At 69.2% G+C, this 22255-nt stretch carries 21 protein-coding genes; 10 read left to right on the forward strand and 11 right to left on the reverse strand.

Going from position 1 to position 22255, the window contains the following annotated elements; all coding sequences use genetic code 11:
- The 11 genes from I8N67_RS32380 to I8N67_RS32430 all read right to left on the reverse strand — a co-directional run.
- On the reverse strand, positions 1-972 hold a 972-nt coding region (locus I8N67_RS32380), incomplete at its 3' end, for a zeta toxin family protein (protein ID WP_200307820.1).
- The gene (locus I8N67_RS32385; protein ID WP_200307821.1) at positions 969-1304 is read right to left on the reverse strand and encodes a hypothetical protein; all 336 of its coding nucleotides are present in this window, start codon (positions 1302-1304) and stop codon (positions 969-971) included. The genes I8N67_RS32385 and I8N67_RS32380, both read right to left, overlap by 4 nt.
- A 100-nt stretch (positions 1305-1404) precedes the next feature.
- Positions 1405-1593, reverse strand: coding sequence for a hypothetical protein (locus I8N67_RS32390; protein WP_200307858.1), 189 nt, complete (start codon positions 1591-1593; stop codon positions 1405-1407).
- Between the two features lies 1 nt (position 1594).
- A complete protein-coding gene (locus I8N67_RS32395; protein ID WP_200307822.1) occupies positions 1595-3325 on the reverse strand; it encodes a type IV secretory system conjugative DNA transfer family protein in 1731 nt (576 codons plus the stop codon).
- 51 nt (positions 3326-3376) lie between these two features.
- The gene (locus tag I8N67_RS32400) at positions 3377-4783 is read right to left on the reverse strand and encodes an outer membrane protein assembly factor BamB family protein (protein ID WP_200307823.1); all 1407 of its coding nucleotides are present in this window, start codon (positions 4781-4783) and stop codon (positions 3377-3379) included.
- A gap of 87 nt (positions 4784-4870) precedes the next feature.
- Entirely contained in the window at positions 4871-6985 is a 2115-nt protein-coding gene (locus I8N67_RS32405) for a peptidoglycan DD-metalloendopeptidase family protein (protein ID WP_200307824.1), read from the reverse strand.
- Between the two features lie 7 nt (positions 6986-6992).
- Positions 6993-7670 carry a hypothetical protein gene (locus I8N67_RS32410; RefSeq protein ID WP_200307825.1) on the reverse strand — a complete coding sequence of 226 codons (678 nt, stop codon included), beginning with the start codon at positions 7668-7670 and terminating at the stop codon, positions 6993-6995.
- 151 nt (positions 7671-7821) lie between these two features.
- A complete protein-coding gene (locus I8N67_RS32415) occupies positions 7822-8184 on the reverse strand; it encodes a DUF4913 domain-containing protein (RefSeq protein ID WP_200307826.1) in 363 nt (120 codons plus the stop codon).
- Positions 8181-9188 carry a hypothetical protein gene (locus I8N67_RS32420; protein WP_200307827.1) on the reverse strand — a complete coding sequence of 336 codons (1008 nt, stop codon included), beginning with the start codon at positions 9186-9188 and terminating at the stop codon, positions 8181-8183. Before I8N67_RS32420 ends, I8N67_RS32415 begins: the two co-directional genes overlap by 4 nt.
- Before the next feature lie 41 nt (positions 9189-9229).
- Positions 9230-9856, reverse strand: coding sequence for a hypothetical protein (locus I8N67_RS32425; RefSeq protein WP_200307828.1), 627 nt, complete (start codon positions 9854-9856; stop codon positions 9230-9232).
- 39 nt (positions 9857-9895) lie between these two features.
- Positions 9896-10426, reverse strand: coding sequence for a hypothetical protein (locus I8N67_RS32430; protein ID WP_200307829.1), 531 nt, complete (start codon positions 10424-10426; stop codon positions 9896-9898).
- Positions 10427-10752: 326 nt separating this feature from the next.
- Between I8N67_RS32430 and I8N67_RS43230 the strand changes: the two genes are divergently transcribed.
- The 10 genes from I8N67_RS43230 (at position 10753) to I8N67_RS32480 (ending at position 22220) form a co-directional block, all read left to right on the forward strand.
- Positions 10753-12465 carry a conjugal transfer protein gene (locus I8N67_RS43230; protein ID WP_234046653.1) on the forward strand — a complete coding sequence of 571 codons (1713 nt, stop codon included), beginning with the start codon at positions 10753-10755 and terminating at the stop codon, positions 12463-12465.
- Between the two features lie 53 nt (positions 12466-12518).
- Positions 12519-12800: a TrbC/VirB2 family protein gene (locus I8N67_RS32440; RefSeq protein WP_200307830.1), complete on the forward strand. Its 282-nt coding sequence runs from the start codon at positions 12519-12521 to the stop codon at positions 12798-12800.
- A gap of 41 nt (positions 12801-12841) precedes the next feature.
- Positions 12842-13324, forward strand: a complete 483-nt coding sequence (locus I8N67_RS32445) for a hypothetical protein (RefSeq protein ID WP_200307831.1) — start codon at positions 12842-12844, stop codon at positions 13322-13324.
- Between the two features lie 63 nt (positions 13325-13387).
- The gene (locus tag I8N67_RS32450) at positions 13388-16393 is read left to right on the forward strand and encodes an ATP-binding protein (RefSeq protein WP_234046654.1); all 3006 of its coding nucleotides are present in this window, start codon (positions 13388-13390) and stop codon (positions 16391-16393) included.
- 412 nt (positions 16394-16805) lie between these two features.
- Entirely contained in the window at positions 16806-17114 is a 309-nt protein-coding gene (locus I8N67_RS32455; RefSeq protein WP_200307832.1) for a hypothetical protein, read from the forward strand.
- Between the two features lie 170 nt (positions 17115-17284).
- Positions 17285-17800: a hypothetical protein gene (locus I8N67_RS32460; RefSeq protein WP_200307833.1), complete on the forward strand. Its 516-nt coding sequence runs from the start codon at positions 17285-17287 to the stop codon at positions 17798-17800.
- 276 nt (positions 17801-18076) lie between these two features.
- Complete coding sequence (locus I8N67_RS32465; protein ID WP_200307834.1) at positions 18077-18667, forward strand: hypothetical protein; 591 nt, start codon at positions 18077-18079, stop codon at positions 18665-18667.
- 56 nt (positions 18668-18723) lie between these two features.
- Positions 18724-20904, forward strand: a complete 2181-nt coding sequence (locus I8N67_RS32470; RefSeq protein ID WP_200307835.1) for a TrbL/VirB6 family protein — start codon at positions 18724-18726, stop codon at positions 20902-20904.
- A gap of 41 nt (positions 20905-20945) precedes the next feature.
- Positions 20946-21575: a hypothetical protein gene (locus tag I8N67_RS32475; RefSeq protein ID WP_200307836.1), complete on the forward strand. Its 630-nt coding sequence runs from the start codon at positions 20946-20948 to the stop codon at positions 21573-21575.
- Between the two features lie 36 nt (positions 21576-21611).
- Entirely contained in the window at positions 21612-22220 is a 609-nt protein-coding gene (locus tag I8N67_RS32480; protein ID WP_200307837.1) for a hypothetical protein, read from the forward strand.
- Positions 22221-22255: the final 35 nt, after the last annotated feature.

Consider the following 22255-nt stretch of genomic DNA (forward strand, 5'->3'; position numbering starts at 1 on the left):
CACTGGCGGCACTGGCGGCACTGGCGGCACTGGCGGCACTGGCGACGCTGGCGACGCTGGCGACGCTGGCGGTGAGGTGGTGAGCCGTTCCGTCGCGTTCGGGGTCAGCAGGGGGCGGGCCTGGTCGTCGATGCGGGCGAGTCTGGCCGGCCACTCGGGGCCGGCCCCGGCGGCGGTCTCGCGCAGCCGCAGCTGGGTGTCGACGAAGGAGTCGCTCTCGGCGGCTGTCCACGGTCGGGCGCGCTCGGTGTCGAGGGCGTCGCGGAGCCCCGGCGGGCCGGCCCAGTCGCCCGTGTCGTCGAGGGAGTTGCTGTAGCGGGGCTTGCTCTCGCCGCGCCGGTAGACACTGGTGAGGTCGGCGAGGGCGCCCCGGTCGACCCGGTCGGCGAGGTCGCGGATGCCGGCGTACGACTCGTCGGCGTTGGACTGGACGGTCAGCCGCCCCTGCCCCCGGTCGGCGAGCTGCTCGAAGTACCGGTTGACGATGCCCTGGTTGCTCATCGCCTGCGGCACGCCCATGAAGAGGGCCTCGACGCGCGCGCCGGAGTCCCGGTAGGCCCGCATCTTCTCCTCCACGGCCCCCGCGTTCTGCGAGGTCTCCTGGATGATCGCGTGGAGGCCGTGCTCGCGGACGTAACCCTCGGCCTGGGCCATCCAGGCCCGCCCGTCGGCCCGGGTGTAGGCGGCCATGAGGGTGTCGTCCTGGGCCATGAGCCGGGCGTACTCGGGGTGGTAGGGCTTGTAGAGGTCGCTGTCGACGTCCACGAAGCCGCCGTGCCGGTCGAGCACGCCGGCCACCATCTCGGTGACCCTGCTCTTGCCCGCGCCGGGCTGGCCGACCAGGAACACCACCGTGGGCGTCTCCTGCCCGGCCCGGCCGGCCAGCAGGTCGGGCACGATGCGCTCGCGGAAGATCCGCCGGTTCTCGGCGTCGGACAGCCGGTGCCGCTCCACCTCGGCCGGATCGATCACGCGAGGCCCTCCAGCACCTCGCGGGCGACCCGGGCGTAGCGGGTGCGGGCCTCGGCGATCTGCTCGCGGTCGGCGGAGCGCAGCCGCTCGCGCTCCTTCGCCAGCCGCCCCTGCGCCGCCCGCGCCGCCTCGATGACGGCGGCGTCGGGTGCGCCCTTGGCCTCCTCGGCCGCGATGAGCGCGCTGTAGGCGCCGACGGCCCCGTTGACGGCCTCGATGGCCGCCTCGTACGCGGCGGTCTCCTCGTTCGACCAGTCGTGCGGCTCCAGGTCGTGGGTCACCGAGATGCCCCTGCCCCGCCCGGCGTTCGGTGCGGCGTCCCCTGTGGTCATGTGTTCCTCCGGTGTCCCGGTGCGTCCGGTCCAGTAGTCATTTCCACTGGTCATTCTGAGGGACGGCTGATCACCGGCCGGTAGTTCCCGGCGGGACCGCTCAGCCCTCGGCCCACTTCCGCAACAGGGCCTCGCGCTCCTCGCGCCGCGGGGTGCCCTCACCCGCGTGGGTACGCCCCCACTCGGCGAGGGCGCCCACGTCGGCCGTCCCCGCGACGAACCGGTCCAGCAGGGCGACGGACAGGTCGTACTCGGACCGAGCTCCGGCCGCGTCGCGAATGGCCGGCATGTCAGCGCGCCCCGGGGTCGTACTTCCGCAGCGATTCCTGGACCTCGCGGGCGTACGGGCCCTCCCACCACGGGATGGTCTCGACGAGGACCGGCTTGGTGCCGGAGGCGAGGACGAGGGCGCGGCCCGGGGGCATGGCGCCGAGGTCGGAGACGCCGAAGACACGTTGGCGGCTGACTGACTCGCTGACCGTGCGGTTGCCGCTCCAGCCGCCGAACTCCGACTCCCGGCTCGCCTGGAACTCGCGCAGTTCGAACTCGCCCGCCAGCTCGCTGAGATCGCCCAGGAACCGGGTGTCGGAGACACCGCCGCCGTAGACCCGGACGTTCGCGGCGGACCACAGCTTCTCCATGCCGCGCTCGCCCCACACCTCGATGCCCTGCGCCCAGGACTGGAGGATGGTCATGAGGATGATGCCGCGCGAGCCGTAGTGGGAGTACAGGTCGGGCAGGGTGCGCCAGCGGCAGACGTTCGCGGCCTCGTCGAGGACGCCTACGAGGGGGAGCGGGAGGCGGCCGCCGCGCTGGGTGGTGGCGTACTCCTCGGCCGCCTCGACGACGGCGACGGTGAGCGCGGTGACCAGCGGTCCGGCGGAGTCCCGGCCCTCCCGGGAGAGGGAGTACAGGGTGGAGGCGGTGCGGACGAACGCGTGCGGGTCGAACTCGGGGGCGTTCGGGTCGGCGGGCGGCGTCACCCAGCGGTTGACCTCCGGGTTGACCAGGCAGGACGCCATCTGCTGGGCGACGCCGTAGATGCCGCTGCGCTGCTTGTCGGGGGCGCTGATGACACCGCTGAGGCCGTCGGCGGCCATGGCGTGCCCCGACCCGCGCAGGATGCGCTCGGGGGTGTCGTCCTTGGGGTTGGACAGCCAGGTGTAGATCTGCGTGATGGGCATCTTGCCGCAGGCGGCGGCGAGCAGGAGGTTGGCGAGCAGGTCCTGGCCGGCCGGGTCGAAGAAGGCGTCGGTGGAGGCGTTCGCGTCGCGCGAGCCGGAGGCGAAGTGGTCGGCCATCTTGCGGGCCTTGGCCACGTCCGTGACGTACGACAACGGGTTCCACCACCAGCTCGGCGCCTCGGCGGCGACCTGCTGCGGGTCGAACACCCAGATGGGACCGCGGGCGGAGCGGGGACCTCGGGTGGCGTCCACGATGTCCCGCTTGTTGGAGGTGACGAGGACCGCGCCGGGCCCGTCGAGGATCGCCGGGACGGCCCGCCGGGTCGTCTTGCCGGTACGCGGCCCCCAGATGTCGATGTGCATGTCCTCGTACGAACCGAACAGCGGCTGCCGCCCCTTGACGGACCGTCCGATGAACACGCCCGGCGTCTTCGCCTTCACGCCGAGCCGCTCGGCGGTGGCGGCGGCGCCCTTCATGGTCAGCTTGCCCAGTTCCTCACCCTTGGCGAGGTGCTGGGCGGCGCCGTCCACGTCGGGCTTCTTCCGGAACCGCTGCACCACCCGGTACGCGACCGCGCCCAGGATGCCGAGCAGCACGGCCTCCCCGGCGGCGACCGCGCTGGCCGGGGACCCCGGCCAGCTGTAGTCGCCCTTCACCAGGGCGACGAGGAACGTCAGCGGGTTGCCGGCCGGCGCGGGGGCGTCGGCGAACGGCGCCCCGATCTTCGCGGCCAGCCAGGCACCCACGACCCCCAGGAGCACGATCGCGACCACGATGACGATCTCGATCGTCCAGTCGTCCTCGGCGCGGGGCTTCTTCTGCTGTTCTGCGGTCACCCGCGGGTCCGTCCTTTCTGGGGGTGGGGGGAAGCCGGGTGGAGCGGCCGGTCAGGCCTTCTCGGCCTCGAAGGCGAAAAGGCCGTCGGCGGTGTCGACGAGCGTGTAGCCGCTGCTGCTGAACGCCTCGGGAAGCTCCGTCCCCTCGGGGACCATGCCGAGCAGTTCCTTGGTGTCCGCGGCCAGAGCTGCGGTCTCGCCGTCGTCGAGCCTCGCGTAGAGGACACCGCCAGGAGTGATCAGCAACGGCTTGATGTTCTTCTCGTCCGCCTCCTGGCGCCACAGCTCGGCGCCGGTCTCGGTGTTCCAGGCGAGCGCGCCCTCACCGAAGTTGGAGACGGCCGTCTTGCCGTCGGGCGAGACAACGATCTTGGCCAGGTCCGTCGTGGCCAGGCTGAGCTCGACGGACGGTCCCGTGGCCACGGTGCGTCCGGTCGGCAGGTCGACCGTGGTGATCACCGATTCGCTGCTGCCCAGCGGTGTCCACATGAGCGTCGCCCGGTCGCCCCGGAGCGGGAACAGGTCCTTGTGGCCGTCCTTGATGTCACCGCCCTCGCCACGCAGTTCACTGGGCGGGGTGACGTCGTCGTCCGTGTTCCAGACGATCTCGTCCGTGGTTCGGTCGGCCAAGCGCAGAGAGGAGTACGCCCCGTCGTACTTGGCGACATAGCCCTGGCCGGTGCCGAAGATGGTCTCGTCGGCCAGGAACCGCTCGAGAACGAAGTCCTTGCCGCCACCGATCGGAGCGAAGGTCACCTCACCGTCGGGCATCTCGACATGTCCCCGGACCACCGGCAGGTCCCTGTTCCCCTCACCGGTGAGAGTCGAACTGCCCAGTTCCCTGCCGTTGGGGTCATACATGGTGTAGACCTTTTTGAGAGTGGCCGCCTTCAGACCGCTCCCTGCCGTGCTCTCGCACGTACGGATCAGGAGGGCCGGGGAACCGTCCTTCCACTCGCCCACTTGGACGAGAGAGTCGAGCGAGGGCTGCTTCTCCAGTGCGGGGTCGTACTCGCACTTCACGGTGAGAGACTTGCGCTCCTCACCGGTGGCCGCGTCGTAGACGTGGGCGACGAGGTGCACCGTCGGCGTCTCCGCCTCGGACTCCTCGTCCGGGACAGTGCGGTCCTGGACCAGGACGAAGGCGTCCCCCACCTGGCACACGCTCTCCCGGGTGGCGGGGAAGCCCTTGTCGTCCTGTCCGTCGAAGGCGGCGTCACCCGGGCACGAGTACTCCCCACCGTCCTTCTGGGCCAGGCTCCAGGCAGGTTTCGCCGCCAGCCCCGGGATCCGCTCACCCTTGTAGACGGGTTCGCCGTCCGCGCCGGCCGACGCGGACGCCTTCGGGCTTCCGGTGGCCTTCGTACCGGTCCCGGCGTCTTCGTCACCGCCACCACAGCCGGTCACGAGTCCCAGGGACAGGACGGTTCCGACGACGAGACCAGTGCGTGTCTTCATCAACTTCCTTGTTCTGTACGGGGTGGAGGGATGGGGAGCGGTCGCGGGGCGGGATTCCCGGGGCCCGCCCCAAGCCCTGTACCTCTGCTATGCCTCTGCCTTACCGTCACCCTCGACCGCGTTCGTGCCCGCCGGGATCGGTACGCGGTAGACGCCGGTGATCTTGTCCTGGACGTCCCAGGTGCTGAAGGAGACGTTCTTGCCCGGACGCGGGGCGTGGATGATCTTCTTGCTCTTGGGGTCCCAGACGATGCCCACGTGCCCGGACAGTCCGTCGCCCTCCGGCCGGAAGAAGATCAGGTCGCCGGGCTGGGCCTCGGAGAGCTGCACCTCGTACTTCTCCAGGCGGGGCTCCTGCACATGGGTGGTGCCACCGATGTCGATCTTCCCGTCGCTGGCCATGAAGTACGCCCACTGCGTGAAGCTGGAGCAGTCGAAGCTGGTCGGGTTCTGGCCCTGGAGCCGCGCCGCGCCGTACACGTACGGCACGCCGATGCCGCGCTGCGCCCAGCCGAGGACCGCGCGGATCACGGGGTCGTCGGAGTCGGGGAGGACCCCGGAGGCGCCGGCGCCGTCGGGGGCGACGGCCGTACCGCTGCCTCCCTTCGCGCAGTCGGCGTACTCGGCGTCGCGGGACTTGTCCGTGTCGTCGGAGCCGGGAACCGTGCCGTAGTCGGGGTTGGCCGTGACCCGGCCCGCCATCCACTGCGCGGGGTCGACCATGCCGGGGCCCTGGTCCTGGCCGCCGACGAACGGGTTGTCGACACCCGGGACGAGGACCTCCCAGTGCAGGTGGGGGCCGGTGACGTTGCCGGACGCGCCGACCGTGCCTATCTGGTCACCGCGCTTGACGGAATCGCCGACGGACACATTGAACGAGGTCTGGTGGGCGTAGAGCGTGATGACGCCGTCCGCGTGCCGCAGCTTCGTCATGTTCCCGTACGCCCCGCCGGGGCCCGCGGCCACGACCTTGCCGTCAGCCGGGGCGTAGATCGGGGTGCCGCTGCGAGCCACCAGGTCGAGGCCGGTGTGGTAGCCGAGGCTCCACATGCCGCCGCTCTTGTGGTACGGCGTGCCCATCACGTAGGTGCCCCGCTTCATGGGCCACTGCCAGTCCTTGCCGGTGGTGGTGGGCGGCTTGGCGTCGGGGAAGGAGACCGGCGTCACGCTCGTACCGCTGGAGCCGCTGGTGACCGTGTACGCGGCCGGCGCCATGGCGGAGACGACCTCCTCGCTCTCGCCTTCCAGCGGCGGGGTCGACCAGGACCGGGCCGAGGTCGCGGCGATGCTGAGGGCCCGGTCGGGCTGAGCGTCGTTGCCGACCGGCTCCGGGATGTCCGACTGCTTGCCGAGGGTGGGGAAGTCGGGGTTCTTCTCGACGGTTTCCTTCAGATGGACGTACCAGCGCTTGATGAGGTCGTCGTCGCCGGTGAGCGCACCGCGGTAGCGGGCGGCCTGGGTGAGGACGACGCGTGGGTAGATGGTGTTGGAGGCGGTCGAGCCGGAGTAGATCTGCAGGGCTTTGAAGGGCTGGGTCTCGGCCTTCTTGGCGTGCAGGAAGTTGGCCGCGGCGTAGGCCGCGTCGTCAATGTTGTACAGGTCCTTCTTGCCGTCGCCGTTGCCGTCGTCGCCGTAGTCCGTCCAGGCCGGCTTCCCGAACTGCAGGATGCCCATGTAGCCGAGGGAGTTGGCGCCGCCGGGCGCGGCCGACGGGTCCTGGCCGTACTTCGTCTCCTGGTACATCTGCCCGGCGATCATCGTCCAGTCGAGGCCGTCGTACCGGGCGGCGGCGCGCATCGAGGCGAGGATCATCTTCGGCGGTATCTCGTTGCGCGCGGTCTCGCTCGGCATGTACATCTTGTCGGCCGGCATGACCGGGTTGGTGGCCGCGGCGTCACCGGTGTTGCCTGCCTCGGCGTTGTCGGCGTAGTCGCCGCAGGCGGCGTTCGAGGCGCCGTTGCCGACGCCCCCGAGCATGCTGCCGATGAGCAACAGGGCGAGACAGATGCCCGCGACGGCGAGGCCCCCGCCGCCACTGAGGAAGATCCACCACTTGAGGGTGCTCTTCTTCTTGCCCCCGCCGCCTCCTCCGCCCCCGCCTTTCGAGCCGCGGGCACTGGCGGCCAGCTGACCGGCCGCCTTGGCGGTCTTGGCGACCTTCGCGGCCTTCGCCGCGGCCGCCAGTACGGCAGGTGCCACCATGGCAGGCTCACTCCCCCGATTCTTCGGAGGCGCCGACGTCACCGAGGCCGAAGATGTCGAACCCGGACACCACCCACTTGCCGCGGTCCTCCTGGACGGTCACGAGCCATTCGTTGGACTCCGTCGTCGACTGCCCGCCCGCGGTCACCGTGGACGTCGCCTTGACCAGGCTGGAGATCGTACGGCCGCTGCCGCGCACCAGATCGTCGGCAATCACCGCGTCGCGTACGACGACGGCCGTGCCCTTGGACTCGCACTGCTCCGCCTCGCAGGTCGCCCACGTCTTGCCGGAGGGCAACGCGGTCGTCTGCTTCATCCGGGTGTCGCCGGTGGTGAGTTCGAGCAGCGGGGGAACCCAGGTGACCGCGCTGCTCTTGTAGTCGTAGGTGGTGATGCCGGCCATGTACTTCGACATGACCGTGTGGGCCTCGGCCACTTCCGTGAGCGCGACGATGGGGGTCGCGGCGGCGTCGCCCGGCTCGTCCGAGCCGGAGTCCGCGTCCGCCCCGCCGGATCCCGCCTTCCCACCGGCGGTCGGTGCCGCCTGCCCACCGCTTCCGTCCTCGCCCCCGCCGTCGCCGTCGCCGTCGAAAACGATGAACATTGTCAGCGCGACGGCGAGCAGAGCGCCGAGCACCGCCAGAGCCAGCAATGCCGTGCGCTTGTTCTCGGCAGGCAACTCCACGGTTCCCGCGTCTCCCTTGTGCTGAGCCAGTACGGCGGTCGAGCGCTGACCGGGACACGGTAGGGGGAGGTGGGGCGGGAGAGGCTTGGCTTTTCCCGACGAGGAATGGGCCGGGAATCGGGGGCGGGCGCGGGGAAAAGGTCGAAGGTCGTCACTCCGGCCGCGGATCCACCGGCAGCGGATCGAACGGATACGCCGTGTGCCCGTCCTTGGGTGAACAGGCCGCGAACGGGCCCGAGTCGGCGTCCATCAGCACCCGCAGATGCGGGTCGGCATGGTGCAGCCACCAGGTCGACATACCGAGCGCCGGATCCTGCCGCAGGTGTTCCCAGGCCAGCCAGAGCGCTGAGAGACGGGCGCCGGCCTCGGGGTGTTCCCACCACTTGGGGCACCAGGTCGCCGACGAGCCGTTGACGCGGCGGCGGACCATCTGGGCGAGGTAGTCGGAGACGAAGAGATAGACGTCCGCGAAGTAGAACTCCGGTTCTTCGGAGGCGGCTTCCGTGCTCGTCATCGCTCTACTCCTGTGGGCTGTTGTGCGGGGGCCGGGGTCGACGGGAGGGTGAGGACCGCAGCAGGGCTGAGGGTTCCGTGTCCGGCGGTCGGGCCTCGGGGAGCGGCCGGACGGGCGACCGGGCGTACGTCCACTCCGGGGAGGAACTCGTTCGCGGGAACACGTTGCGAGGCCGCCGCCCGGGCGTTCAACTCCTCATAGGAGTCGGCCAGTCCGAGCCGCCATAGGGCGGCCTCGTGGCTTCCCTTCAACTGCTCCGGCACATCCATGGAGCCGAGCTTCTGCGCCAAGTCCTTGGGGGAAGACCTGCCCGGGTCGATGTCCTCCATCCGCCACTGCGAGCGCATGGTCTCGTCCCCGAGCAACTGGTCTATATCCGAGGGCAGTTGCTCGTGTCGGGGCATGTCGATCGGGAACTTGATGTTCTCCTTGCCCACCTTGCCGTGTGCCAACAGCCTGGGCAGTTCGTCCGCGCCGAGAACCGAGTCGGCCCCGATGTCGGCGGCGAACGCGACCACCGGACCCTGGGCGGCCTCGGCATAGCGCCCGGACACGGTCTTCCACACCTGCCCGGCCGTGGCCTCCACCTCGGTGAGGTCCAGCTGGAAGTCCCTGGCCAGAGCCTCCCGTACGACCCGTTCTCCGAGCCAATAGGAGTCCAGTTTGCGTCCTGCGGGAGTGTCCTCCAGCACTTGCAGTCCTCGGGACTCACCACAGGCCTGCGCGAGGAACCGATGCCCCACCTCACGGGAGGCCCCCTCCGGCTGGGACCTCCAGGACCAGAAGGCCCGCGCCGGACCGCGTTCCTTCCCGGTCACTGGCTCGTCCGCCGCGACACTCGCGATGAAGGACAACGGATCGGGGGCGGCCCTCGTGTTCCCTGTGGGGTCGGCTTGTGCCGCCGCCATCTGGGCCTGCCAGTCCGTGTAGATACGCATGGCTGTCGCGGAGCCCTGCTCCTCTGTCTGCGGCTGCTGCGCCCAGTGGGCGTCCTCGAGTGCCACGGCCCGCGCTATCTCCTCGCGGGTGGGCGGTGCCGCATACGTCACTTCCGGCCGCCCTCACCGGCCCGGGGGCGGAACATCTTCAGCCAGATCATCGATCCCCCCGGTGCGGCCTCACCCCAGGTCGGGAACGAGACGGACTGGTCGAGCACCACGACAGGTCGCTCCTGCCCACCTTCTGTGGGACTCCAATGCGCGAGCCGGTACGGACGTCGCGCCTTGAGGCGGAACTCCCGCCCCGGCCAGTACGTCTCGTGGGTCGGCTCCGGGAAGTCCGGAGCATCCCACGCCCCGGTCCAGGTCGGCGCGCCCAGGACGCCGACAGCGGCCGCGAGGTACTCCACCCAGGTCTCCTCCGCAGCAGCGATGACCTGCGGATTCTCCAGCGACTCCGCCGCCGCGAGATCCCAGGCCACGTAATCGATGTCGCTCACGGGGTTCCATCGGCCCCCCGCTCCGAGGGTCAGCTTTCCGCCCATGGCGGTGCGCACGACCAGGTTTCCTTCCGCGTTCTGCGGGTCCCACCCGTACCGCTCGCACCACTCACGGAACGCGGGAGAGCCACCCTGCGGCGGCCCCTCCCACACCCATGGCCAGTCCACGCCCCACAGTGCCGCCAGTTCGGCGGCGAGATCCTGCGGTGTACGGCCCGTCTTCTCCGTCGGCATGAGGCACTCTCTCGATCAGGCGGTCGCGGTGTCAGACGATCAGGACAGGACGATACCGAGCAGCAACAGCACCACGACGATCGCGCCCATCACGATCCGCGCCGTCGGGTCCTCGCGTTCCCACAGGTCATGGACGAGGGCCCAGCCGGTCAGCCGCGCGGCGCGGCCGCCATGGAGACCGGCGGGCTGGTCCTGCTCGTCCTCGTCGTCGTCCTCACCGTTCGCCGGGAGCGTCCCGGGCTCGGGCCCGGGATCTGCGTCGAAACCGACTGGCAGCCCCTGCTGTTCCTGGGCCACCAGGACCATCTGCTCAAGGAGTTCGGGAATCGTGTTCGGGGTGAGGGGATAGGCGAACGTGCCGTGCGGCGTCGCGACACAGAGCCGCGCCTGCCAGGGGTTGCCGGGTTCGTAACCGTCGACCCAGGCATGGTCGGCCTGAAAGAACTGAGGCACTGGTACGGCGGTGGGTGCGGGGGCGGATGCCTGCTGGACCGGTGGGGCCTGCTGGGGAACGTCCCAGGTGCGCGGGTCGGGCTGCGGCTGCTGCGGGTGCCCGTTGTGGTCGGTCAACTGTCGTCCTTCGCCGGGTCCGTCGGGTCCAGGTGGTGCCGGGAACGTCATGCGTACGGCGGACGCGCCCAGCGCATTGTGGGCCCAGTGCGGGTCGGGACCACCAAACGGCTTCCCGGCGTGACCCTGACACTTTTCCCGGACGCTTTCCCGAACTCCGCTTCACACGGGAATTCCCCCTCTCCCGGCGAGGAAAGTGACAGCGGTGAGGTGACAGGTCTTTGTCACACTGCCTGCGCACCTGGCTGGGCCAGGGCCCGTCGTGCGGTGCGGTCGTGTATCCGCCCAGGCGGACGGGGAACCGACTCGCTGGAGTAACCGACTCGATGACAGACCACAACAGCCCTGCTGGCGCGGTCGGCGGAGGCCAGCCTTCCGGCCAGCCCGGGTCCTTCGGTCCCCCCCAGCAGCCCCAGCAGCCCCAGCAGCCCCAACAGCCCCAGCAGCCCCAACAGCAGGCGTGGCAGGCGCAGGGACACGGGCAGCCCCCGGCCCCGCACCAGGCCCAGGCCCAGCCCCCTGCCCAGCAGCCCTCCCACCCCCAGCCGCAGCAACTCCCCTCCGACGCGGCCCGCGCGCAGGTCGCCGCCGCCTGGGTGCGCAACACCCCCCAGGCCGGGCAGGCCGCCGTACCGGCGCTGCCGCCGCGTGAGACGCGCCCCGCGAGCGAGTCGAAGAAGGAGAAGCGCGAGCGGGAGCGGGCGGCCCGCAAGGCCGCGTACGAGCAGAAGAAGGCGGCGAAGGAGCAGCGCAAGAAGGGCGGCACGGCGGTGGCCCCCGCTGCGGCTGCCGCACCCGCAGCGGCCCATCCCGCGGCCCCGACCGTCGTCCACGCACCCCAGGCACCCGCCGTCGGCAACCAGACCCCCAGCCTCGGAACCCGCCCGAGCACCCCGACGGCTCCCGCACCGGCCGCCGCCGCCAGGCCCCGCCCCGCCCGCGACTTCGACGTCCCCAAGCCCGGCGGCCGGTCCACCACCGGGGGCCGCCGTACGCATGTCGCGTTGCGCACCACCCTGCTGATCACCACCTGCGTGTTCGCGCTGGGCTCGTGCGGTGTGATGGGACTGGTGGTCGGCGCGTCGTCGGGTTCCGTCACGGCGGGTCTCGACGCCGACGACGCGGCCAAGTACCGCCTCACCGAGTTCCCGACGCAGCAGGCGGCGACCTTCGCCGAGCAGTACGCGCTGCTGTGCATGACGTACTCGCCGGAGACGGAGTCCGACCGCCGCGAGAACCTGGCCCGCTACGCCTCCTCCGGCGTCGACTCCGAGTGCGGCTGGAGCGGTGAGGGGTCCAGCACCGCCCTGTCCGCCGTCTGGGACGGCACCCTCGAGGAACTTCCCGAGTACGGCGACCGCGGCCGCTACCTCGGGATCCAGGTCCGTAGCGACGACGGCTCCCTGACCACGCTCACCGTGCCCGTGTACGTAAAGGATCTCGCGACGGCCGAAGGCATGCGCGTCGCCGGCGACGTCGGCCAGATGCCGCTGCCCGCCCGCGCGGACGTGCCCGAGATCAGCCAGGACGAGGTCGTCGACGACGACCTCGCGGCACAGCTTCAGGAGAAGGTGCTGCCGGGTTACTTCGAGGCATGGGGAGCGTCGGACTCCACCGCCATGGCGCGCTTCGCCGCACCCGGCGCGACCCAGGTGGCCACCGCCGGCCTGGCCGGCCGGTTGACGGAACCGACGGTCGACGACGTGGTCGCGCTGGTACCCAGGAGTCTCCAGGGCGCCGACTCGTACACCTACGGCAATGGCCAGGCCGTGCAGCTGCGCGTGGCTGTCACCTGGGGTGATCCCAAGGGCGCGGCCGTGCGGCGCGCGTACCGGATGACCGTCGTGAACACGGCGCAGGGCTGGTTCATCAAGGACATCCGCGGCGGCGTGCTGGACGCGGAGGGCGGCCGGGCCGACTCCGACGAGGACACCGTGCCGAGCGAGGACGCCGGCGCAGCGTCGGCATCCCCCTCCGGCTCGGCGTCCCCCTCCGCCACGTCCAAGCCATCCGGGGACGACAAGCCCAAGAAGCCCTGACCGCCCACGCCCCACCCTCGTCACTCGCTTTTCCCCACCCGAGAGGAACCACCATGTACCTGGCCGCCGACGGCGACGGAACCAACAAGATGAAGGAGATGTTCGGCGAGGTCCAGAGCATCCTCACCAGCGCCGGCACGCTGGTCGCCGTCATCGCCCTTCTCGTCCTCGGCATCCGCATGCTGATGTCGATGAAGCGGGGCGACGGCATGCGCGAGGCCTTCCAGGGCTTCGGCATGATCGCGCTCGCCGCTCTGGTCATCGGTGGTGCCAGCGGCCTCGCCGGTCTGCTCATCTCGCTCGGCGACCAGATCGGCAACGGCAACGGCAGCTGACGTCTCATCAATAGTGCTGACGAGGCAAGGAGTTGGTTGCGATGACGCAGGAGGCACCCGAGCCGCTGGTCGCCTACGACCACACCGATCTGGTCAACCGGCCGAAGCGGATCTGGAACTGGGGCAACATTCCCCTTCCGGGTCTACTGCTGCCGGCACTGGGCGCGGCCTTCGGTTTTGGGCTGGTGTGGCTCATCATCCTGTTCACCCTCTCCGCGTTCCTCCCCTTCCTCGGCATGTCGATGCTCACGTCGGTCCTCTACTTCGGGCCGCCGTTCGCCGTCTACTTCGTCTGGGGCCGGCCGCTGCCCTCCGCGCTCACGCTGAGCCAGCAGCTGGTGGTGTGGACCGACTGGTGGTTCCAGCCCAAGCGGCTGCAGGGGCTCTCCGCCGACCAGGAACCGGAGGAACTGCACTGGCAGGTCATCCTCTGGAACCCGGGAGCACCGCGCTGGCAGGCACGCTACGAAGACGCCCGCAGGGCCGCCGCCGAACGCGGTACGGCCTTCTCGGCACCCCGCTGAACAGGCGGTTTCCCCCGCTGATCCACCCCCGTACCAAGCCGACTACCGCAGGATGACTCCTCCATGTCCATGTTCATGTTGATCCTTCTGGGCGGGGCGGCCGCCTTCTTCGTGGTCGCCATGATCATGGCCGCCACCTCGAGCAAGAAGCCGGGCCAGGGTGGCGGCGGCGGTCGGGCGAACTCGTCGTCCAGCCGCTCCAGGTCGTCCTCCGCGACCGGCGCCTCCGCACGGCGCGAAGACCTCCGGCTGCCGTACCGCTACGCCGACGACATGATCTTCGTCCACGGCGACTCCGTGTGGACCGGCCTCGTCCTGCCCAACGCCATCGACGAGTACCTGAACGCCCAGGAACTCCAGGCGATGGCCGAGGGGCCGCCCCGCGGTCTGCTCAACCTCGCCCGCGGCGACCGCAACGTCGAGTGCCACTACCGCAAGGTCTACCAGCCGATCACCGCACTGACCTGGGCGGAGGACCTGAACGCGATCGCCTGGGACCCCACCGACAACTACAAGGCGTACAACCTCCGCAAGGCCGAGTACCAGGAGCGCATCGGTGCCAACCGGGAGCGCAACGTCCTGCTGGTGAAGCTGGGGTCGCTCAAGCGCAACAGTGGCGGTTCCGGGGTGATGGCCGAGGACGACGAACCGTACGACGAGCCGGGCCTGCTCCGCGGTGTACATGGTGCCGCCGACCACGTGGCCGCCACCGCGACCGGGGTCGCCGACGAGTATCTGTCGCCCTCCGTCGTCGCGGAATGGACGCAGGTGGCGACCGAGGTCCACGAGAGCCTGGAGACCCTCCGGGGCACCCCCCTGACCCGCGAGGAACTCGTCTGGCTGATCCGCAAGCCCCTCCACGGCGACCTGCCGGTCCCGCCGGAGCCGGTGCTCGGCTCGCGCGCCTGGGGCCCCAACGCCTTCGACCTCGTCGTCGACTTCTCCGGCGAGAACCGCAAGACGCACATCGTCCTCAACCAGTACGACGAGGTCACCGGCGAGCAGCAGACCAGCTACACCACCACCCTGGTCGCCGCCAACTGGCCCGCGGAGACGCGCTTCCGCCAGTCGACGGCGTGGGCGCGCTACGCCGCTCAGCACGTGGACTTTCCCGTCGAGATCGACATGCGGTTCACACTCATCCCGTACCTGAAGTTCAAGGACCGCGCCGACAAGATCCGCGGCAACCTCGTCGACGAGATGAACGACATGGCCAACTCCGGCCGCAGCCCCGACACCAAGCTGGCCCACCAGGTCACCCGCGCCCAGGAGCTCGTCGACGACATCGAGGAGCACAAGATGCCCGGGATGGAGGCGCAGATCCGCTTCACGATCTCGGCTCCGAGCGTGAAGGAACTGGAGCGCCGCCGCCGGGTCCTGGAGATGCAGTTCAAGCAGGACCTGAAGGTCACCCTGCTGCGCCCGACCCGCCAGCAGTGGCGACTGCTCCAGTCGCAGCTCCCGGGTGACGCTCCCAAGTTGCCGATCGCTCCCTACATCCGTCTCCAGGAGGTCGAGCAGCTCGGCGCCGGACTGCCCACCGCTGGCACGGAGTTGGGCGACAACCCCGAGCAGCGCTCCGGCAAGCGCCTCGGCTGGGTCGGCAACCTGGTCGGCTGGGCGGGCAAGATGCCGGTCCACTACTCGCTGCACGTGGGCCCGGCGCGAAATGACGGCGGTGGGCTGGCGATCGTGGGCGCGTCCGGCGGTGGAAAGTCGTCGTTGGCCCTCCAGAAGTTCTATGAGGAGTCGGAGTCGGGCGTCCGCTGCCTGGTCATCGACCCCAAGACCGACTTCGCCCAGCTCTGCTACTACCTGGCCTTCGGCTCCCAGGTGAACGACCCGGCGTTCGCGAGCGACGCGGAGACGGGGCTGCTCGGCACCCCCGCCAGCCGATTCCAGCCGGTGAACCCGGAGTTCTGGGCGGAGACGGAGGTCGTCGACCTCCTGAAGGGCCAGGCGGGCGTCCTGGACCCCTGGGTCATCGCCCGTGACGTCCCGGCGGGCCGTCTCCTCGCTGAATCCATGCTGCGCGGCTTCCTCGGCGACGAGGACTACCAGCGCGTACGCCTCCCCGTCATCGAGGGGATGGCCACGGTCATCGGCCGCTACAACTCCGCGATCCGCCAAGCGGTCGACCAGGGCCTGACGGCCCGCGACGCCGACGCACAGGTGCCGCGGCCGACACTGTGGCAGGTGGTCGACGAGGTCGTGGCGGCGTATGAGCACGCCGTCGCGACGGGCGACCGGGAGGCGACGAAGGACCTGAAGCTCGCGCAGATGCTCCTCACCGAACTGCGCACGCTCCCCTACGCCCGGCTCGCCTTCTCCGAGCAGCCCCAGCCGCTCTCGGCGATGCGCAAGCGCCGTACGGTCATCACCCTGCGCGGCTTCCAGTCCCCCGCGGCCTCCGACCCGCGCAGCTGGAACCCGGCGGAACGCCTCGCGGCGACGGCCCTGATGGCGGTCGTGGAGCTGGGCAGCCAGATGCTCGACGTCGGCTACGAGAAGAACCCGGTGACGGGCGAGATAGGCCTGCGCCCGAAGGCCCTCTTCGTGGACGAGGCGTATGTCGTCACGGCCACGGAGTCGGGCCGCGACCTGATGCGCCGCGCCCTGAAGCAGGGCCGCTCATACATGGCCGTGACCGTCCTGATCACCCAGCAGGCCATCGACCTCGTCCAGATCGAGGACTCCGAGGCCCGCAGCGGTGGCGCCAACCAGATCCACACGGTCTTCGCCTTCAAGCAGAAGTCCGCGCAGGAGGCGTCCCTGGTGGCCCCGCTCCTCGGCCGCCCCGAGAACGACCCGAAGGTCATCGCGGCCCTCCAGGAACTCCGCACCGGTGTCTGCCTCCAGCGCGACGCCGACAAGCGCGTCGGCACGGTCGCCGTCGACCTCGTCTTCAAGGAGATCCTCGCCGCCACGGACACCAACGGCACGACCCGCCCGGCCCGCCAGGGCATCAACCCGCCGCTGAGTGTGTGGGACTGGACGTTCCTTCAGGAGGTGGAGGCGGACCCGGCGACGGCGGCGCGGTCGGCCGCGCCGGAACCGTCTGTCGCGTGACGCCTTCCCGAACCGCCGTCACCCCCACCCCGACCCCCGGAGGCCCTACCTTCATGTCCCTGTCCAAGACCCTCACCACCGGCGTCATATCCCTCGCCCTGTTCACGGCACTCACGGGATGCGGATCCGACTCTGGTGGGGACGAGGGCGGTTCGTTCTTCGACGTCCTCGGCAGCTCGCCCTCCTCCGACGCCGGGAAAGCGAGCCGCCCCAGCGCCAAGACGCTGAGGGACGTCCAGGAATTCATCACCGGTGCGGGGCTTCCGTGCGACAACCTCACCGACGACGGAGGGGCGCACGGAACGCCCCTGGAGGGTTTTCTCGGCCCTGCGGAACAATCCTTGAATCCCCCGGAGGGGCCGACGCGTGGGCCATTCGTAAGGCCGGTTTCTGCGGGAACACCCGGTCCGATATGGGCGGCTGGCTCATCTACCTGCCCAAGGACATGAAAGCGTTCCAGGAGAGCTACCGGAAAATGGCTCGCGATTTGGCCAAGGAGGACGGCTGGACAGATAATCTCGCGCGAGGGAAGTTCTTCTTCGGCGCTGACTTCATCGTCGACCCCACGAATTACCTGGCCAGCAAGACCTTGCTCGAAGCGGGCATGTTGATGGAGAACTGCGACCCCAACTTCAAGGCTCCCGAGGGGTATCGCACGGAGGATGCGTTGGCGAGCGGCTGCGTGCTGACGAACTATCTCCTCGATCCCTTGGACCAATAGCAAGTCTGATCCTGCAGGCGGGTCCGGCAGCTCACCAGGACCAAGGTAAATGGTCCTCCTCTGGAAGCCGGACTTCACCGTGCGGCAACTGCGAGAAGGCGGACGGACTCACCGACGGATGCGGCCTGATCGACTACGCACCCGAATGAGCGAGTAAGGCAGAGAAGAGCATGCGACTCAAGCAAGCAGCCACGGCAGGCACCGCCGCCCTTGCGGCCCTGCTCCTCCTCACCGGCTGCGGCGAGGACGACCCAATGACGGACCTCGGGCTGCCCTCCGCATCGGACATGGCATCCCTGGCCCACCTCATCAACGAGCACGCGGCCTGTCTCGACCTTGAGGCGGATCCCTCGGAAGTGGACTACATGCGGGAGGAGGCCAGGGACCCCGCGTGGGGCATCAAGGAACGCGCCCACTGCGTGGACGACCACAACGACAGCATCACGTTGCTCCTCATCAACGACATGCAGAAGTTCCAGGAACAGAGCGCCAAGGGCGAGGATGAGTGGGACATCGGCCAGAACTTCGCCATCGCCGCGGAGAACGGCGAGACGATCCACCGGCTTGCCGCGAGCAAGATGATGACTCTGTCCTGCGATCCGGACCTCACCGTGCCCAGCGGCTACAAGAAGATCGACGGACTCGCCGACGGATGCGTCATGACCGACTACCTCGCGGACTCCTGACGCCAGCATCGCGGGCGCCTTCCTGGCCTGCACCGGAGTCTCCACGTGTCCCAACGCGCTCGGGGCCCGCGGAGGACTTGATCAGCCCTCCGCACCCAAGCGGCACCATCAACACCACTGGCTCGGTAGGGGACAGCCCCTCTTCCAGGACGACCGACTGATCGAGAACTGCTACCCCAACTCCACAGTCCCGTCCGGCTACCGCTCCCAGGACGAGCCGGTGGACGGCTGCGTACTGACCAACCAAGTATCCGAGTAGGGCAAAGGACGAACAACATGCGACTCGAGCAAGCACTCGCGATCGGCGCCACTCTCGTCGCGTTGACGTCAGTGACGGCGTGCGGCGGTGACGACGGCACCGAGGGGCGAAATGGCGGCAACGGGGGAGCGAACACCGCTGACGCCACCGAGCAGGCGGACAAGAGCACGCTGCCCGAGGCGGCGGACATGGCGTCCATCGCACGCTTCGTCAAGCAATACACCTCCTGCGAGAGCCTCCGGACCGGCGACGACTACGACGCCAACCACACGGGATCGAACAACTCGTGGGGCACGGAAGAGTCCGCCGACCCGTCCTGGGGTATCAGGGAGCGTGCGGTCTGCACGGACGCCTCAGGTCACCCCATCACTCTGCTCTCCGTGCACGACATGAAGTCGTTTCAGAACTCCGCCAAGCAGGCTGGCTGGAGCTTCACGGTCGGCTCGGACTTCGCGCTCATCTTGGTCGGCGACGAGGCATACCAAGCCATTCAGCAGTCCGGCGTCAAGAAACTGATATGTGAACCCGACTTTGCGCCGCCGAGCGGCTTCACCAAGGAGCCAGCCGCCGTCGACGGCTGTGTGCTGAGCGACTACTTCCCCAGCTGACTCGACGTTACCGCCACCGTCGCTCCCCGCTCTCGCGTCCTCCGAAGGAAATACAGATGCTCTCGCCCACAGCACTGCGCCGAGACCTGGCCAAGGCCGGTACGGCAGTCCGCGCTGTCCTGTTCGTGGCGCTGACTTTGGCGGCCCTTACTTTGTCCATGCCGACTTCGGCGTACGCGGACTTCGCCTGTGACTTCACTGGGGACGAGAGCTACCAGCAGGACATGCCGGGTTCCAACGGTGAGTCCATGTTCGCCGCGGTCAACCAGTGGGAGAGGAACAAGAAAGAACAGTCGACGACCCTGACCGACACCACGGGTGCGGTCACAGGTGCGGTGGAGATGCCGGAAAACGCCGCCAAGTACACGATCTACGAACTGAACGGCATGCGCGGTCTCAACTGGTCCCAGACCTTCAAAGGGCGGGGCGATGCCTCCCAACCCAACGACGGTACATTCGACGGCAGCGGCGCTGATGACTGCTCCGTCATGACCTACGTCAACAACGGCATCGCGAACTCGATCTTCGACGGCACGAAGATCTTCACGCGGGCAGCCATCTCCATCAAGGAATCAGCCTCCAACCCGAGCCCGTTCGCCGGTCTGTACACGGATCGGGACAACCTCGTGAAGGCATTGAAGGAGAACGTTCTGCAGCCAGCCGTCCCAGTCATGATCATTCTGGTCGGCATGTGGGTGTTCACCAAGTGGCGCAGCGGTGACATGCGCGAGGTGTGGGCGGGCGTCTCATGGTCGGTGCTCACGGTCATCGCCGTCATCGCGTTCCTGAGCGGCAAAACCTATGACACCGTGGTCAGCTCCGCCGACAACTACATCGCGCAGGCCAATTCGACTCTGACTTCGACGGTGCTTGGTGGCGCGTCCGGCACCATGCAATCTCCGTGCGATCTGGACGACGACTACAACGAAGGCCTGCGCATTTCCAGTTGTGCCATGTACGACACACTTGCCTTCCGGCCGTGGGCACTGGGACAGTTCGGCGACCCTGGCAAGAACTGTATTTTCAAGAAGGAAGGCGGCCGAATCGAGGGCGGCGTCTGCATACCCAAGGACGAGAACACCGAGTGCGAGTACGGCGCCGGTGCCCGCTGCGAGGATCTACGCGTCCGACAGCTCGTCGCACAGTCGTTGACCAACAAAGACGACACCGTGAAACCGGTCGACAAGAAAATGCTTCGGTGGGTTCCCATTCGCCGGGAAATAGCCGGCGGCTACGACCAGGGTGACAAGGTCGACGACAAACACATCTATCCAGTCGCGTTCGACGACTGGGCAGGCAAGAACGCGAACAACCGGATCGGGCTGGCCTTCTACTCCATCGTCGCCGCCCTCATCGTCGGCCTGATGGTTGTCGTCCTGAGCGGCCTGACTCTGCTGTGGCACGCGGTGACCCTGATCCTGGTCATCCTGCTCCCGCTCGTGGCGACGATTGGCATCCATCCCTCACAGCAGAAGCTGCTGAGGAGTTGGTTGGAGACCTTCATCCACAGCTTCGTACTCCGCGCGGGCTTCGGAGTCATCCTGACTGTACTGCTCGTCCTTTATCAGATGATCCTTCCAGCCAAGATCGCCCTTGGTACGCAGTTGCTGCTTCTCCTCTTGGTCACCATCGCCGTGGTGATGATGCTGAAGAAGCTCCTCGCCGGCAACTTCACCCCACAGGTCGCGGGCGGCGAGGACGCGCTCGGCATCCGCGACGGCGCGAACGCCGCTTTCGACAAGGTGGCCGCCGTGGCTCCCGGCCTCGCCGGCGGTGCGGCCCGGACCACCGGCCGTGTGGCAGGCAAGGCCGCCAAGGGAACCGCACGCATCGGAACCAAGACCACCATGGGAGGGGCCAAGGGCACAGCCTGGGCGGCGGACCAGCTCTTGTTCAAGGGCAAGTACCGGAACAAGATGCAGCGGAAGGGCTGGCTCGGCCAGTCACAACGGGAGCAGCGCAAGGTCGCGTACGCGGCGGCGGAGCCGGTCCTCAACCCGAACGCCACGGAGTCGCAGGGCGAGCCGAACTCGCAGCCGCCTTCCGCGCCCGCCCCTTCCCGTGGTGGCCGGGTGAGTGCCTCCCAGGGGCAACAGACCGCCCAGCCCACGAGGCAGCCCGAGCCCCAGGCACCCGCGCAGCGCCCCCGGACTCCGGCCCCCGAGCCGACGCCCACGCCCCGCCCGCCCGCGCCCCCGGCCCCACGCGACCCGCGTACCCCTGACGGCCGCGTGTAACGGCTCCCGCTTCCGCACACCCCCTTCTCGAGGAGCCCCCGATGCCTGCCCTGACCGCCGACCGCACCCCCGACCAGCTGGTCGGGGAAATGCAGCGGCTCACCGGCGTGGACTGGCCCACGGTGTGGGCGGGCGTCCCGGACGACGCGGTCAAGCGCGCCCACTGGTGCGCGGGCTTCGGCTGGCACCCCCTGTGGTTCCAGTCCGGCCTGCGGGTCCGCACCTCCCTGGGCGGCCGCCTGCACCTCGTCTCCCTCGGCCAGACCCTCCCTGTGACCCGGGCCGAGTACACGCTGTGGGCGGCACGGTCCCGGGATCTGTCCGAGAACGACCGGGTCAGGGATCTCTCCGAGGCCCGCTGGCAGGTCCACTTCAGCGCCCTGCGCGGCTACCTCGGAAACCCCACCCACCACAGCGCATGGGACAGCCCGGACTTCCCGGAACTGCCCGGCCCGCATCCATGGCCGGACGCACGCTGGCGCACGGAGCACCAGGACCCCCACCGGGTGGCGGTGTGGCGCTTCCTGCCGCCGCACGCACCCCTCGTGGAGTTGCGGATGACGCTCGGCGCGGCCACCCGGAGCGGCCCGGTACCGGCCGATGCGAGGATCGTGCTCGCCTGCCACGATCCCGCCCACACGGACGCGGAGAGGCAGGCGCGGCACGGGTGAACCGGAGCCGTCCGGAAGACGAGGAAGGCAACGACGATGACGACCCTCAGGATCGACCGCAGCCCTGAGCAACTGGCCGAGGAACTCAGGGGCCTGGAGCACGTGGACTGGCCCGCGGTCTGGGCGGGTCCTCCGAACCCCGGTCAGGCGTTGGACGACTGGTGCGCGCTGTTCGGATGGAAGCCGACCTCGGCGGAGCGGGTGCTGACAGTACGCAGCGCCACGGGGCAGAGCTTCGTGCTAGACCCCGTGCGCGAGGCCGGCTGGGCTCCGATCAAACAACTCGGCTGGACCAGTTGGCAGGAGTCGGCCGACGATGTCTCCGAGAACGACGAGGTCCTCACGCAGGCATCTGAGAGGTGGGCCGCGTACCTGGCTGCCGCACGCCCTGTGCTCGGTGAACCCGCCTTCGCCGGGGCCTGGAACGACCCCGCCTTCCCGGAACCGCCGCACGACCGGCACTGGCTCATGCCCCGCGACATCCGCCTGGAGGACATGGACCCCTATCGCATGGCTGTGTGGCGCGAGAACGGCCCGGAAGGGCGCATCACCGTGCTCACCGTCAGCCTGGGCGCCGCCCTGGAACCCGGCGAGCTTCGGCGCGTACTCATCAATGTCGACTGCTATCCGCCGGAGGCCGTGTGATCCAGGTACACGTGTCGGACCAAGTCCTCGACGAC

The sequence above is a fragment of the Streptomyces adelaidensis genome, assembly GCF_016598475.1.
GTDB lineage: Bacteria > Actinomycetota > Actinomycetes > Streptomycetales > Streptomycetaceae > Streptomyces > Streptomyces adelaidensis.

Coding starts and splice junctions, on each gene's coding strand:
- I8N67_RS43230 (WP_234046653.1), top strand. CDS start 10,753: ATGACAGACCACAACAGCCCTGCTGGCGCGGTCGGCGGAGGCCAGCCT.
- I8N67_RS32460 (WP_200307833.1), top strand. CDS start 17,285: ATGCGACTCAAGCAAGCAGCCACGGCAGGCACCGCCGCCCTTGCGGCC.
- I8N67_RS32440 (WP_200307830.1), top strand. CDS start 12,519: ATGTACCTGGCCGCCGACGGCGACGGAACCAACAAGATGAAGGAGATG.
- I8N67_RS32465 (WP_200307834.1), top strand. CDS start 18,077: ATGCGACTCGAGCAAGCACTCGCGATCGGCGCCACTCTCGTCGCGTTG.
- I8N67_RS32470 (WP_200307835.1), top strand. CDS start 18,724: ATGCTCTCGCCCACAGCACTGCGCCGAGACCTGGCCAAGGCCGGTACG.
- I8N67_RS32480 (WP_200307837.1), top strand. CDS start 21,612: ATGACGACCCTCAGGATCGACCGCAGCCCTGAGCAACTGGCCGAGGAA.
- I8N67_RS32445 (WP_200307831.1), top strand. CDS start 12,842: ATGACGCAGGAGGCACCCGAGCCGCTGGTCGCCTACGACCACACCGAT.
- I8N67_RS32405 (WP_200307824.1), bottom strand. CDS start 6,985: ATGGTGGCACCTGCCGTACTGGCGGCCGCGGCGAAGGCCGCGAAGGTC.
- I8N67_RS32450 (WP_234046654.1), top strand. CDS start 13,388: ATGTCCATGTTCATGTTGATCCTTCTGGGCGGGGCGGCCGCCTTCTTC.
- I8N67_RS32400 (WP_200307823.1), bottom strand. CDS start 4,783: ATGAAGACACGCACTGGTCTCGTCGTCGGAACCGTCCTGTCCCTGGGA.
- I8N67_RS32385 (WP_200307821.1), bottom strand. CDS start 1,304: ATGACCACAGGGGACGCCGCACCGAACGCCGGGCGGGGCAGGGGCATC.
- I8N67_RS32415 (WP_200307826.1), bottom strand. CDS start 8,184: ATGACGAGCACGGAAGCCGCCTCCGAAGAACCGGAGTTCTACTTCGCG.
- I8N67_RS32455 (WP_200307832.1), top strand. CDS start 16,806: ATGGGCGGCTGGCTCATCTACCTGCCCAAGGACATGAAAGCGTTCCAG.
- I8N67_RS32475 (WP_200307836.1), top strand. CDS start 20,946: ATGCCTGCCCTGACCGCCGACCGCACCCCCGACCAGCTGGTCGGGGAA.
- I8N67_RS32390 (WP_200307858.1), bottom strand. CDS start 1,593: ATGCCGGCCATTCGCGACGCGGCCGGAGCTCGGTCCGAGTACGACCTG.
- I8N67_RS32425 (WP_200307828.1), bottom strand. CDS start 9,856: ATGCCGACGGAGAAGACGGGCCGTACACCGCAGGATCTCGCCGCCGAA.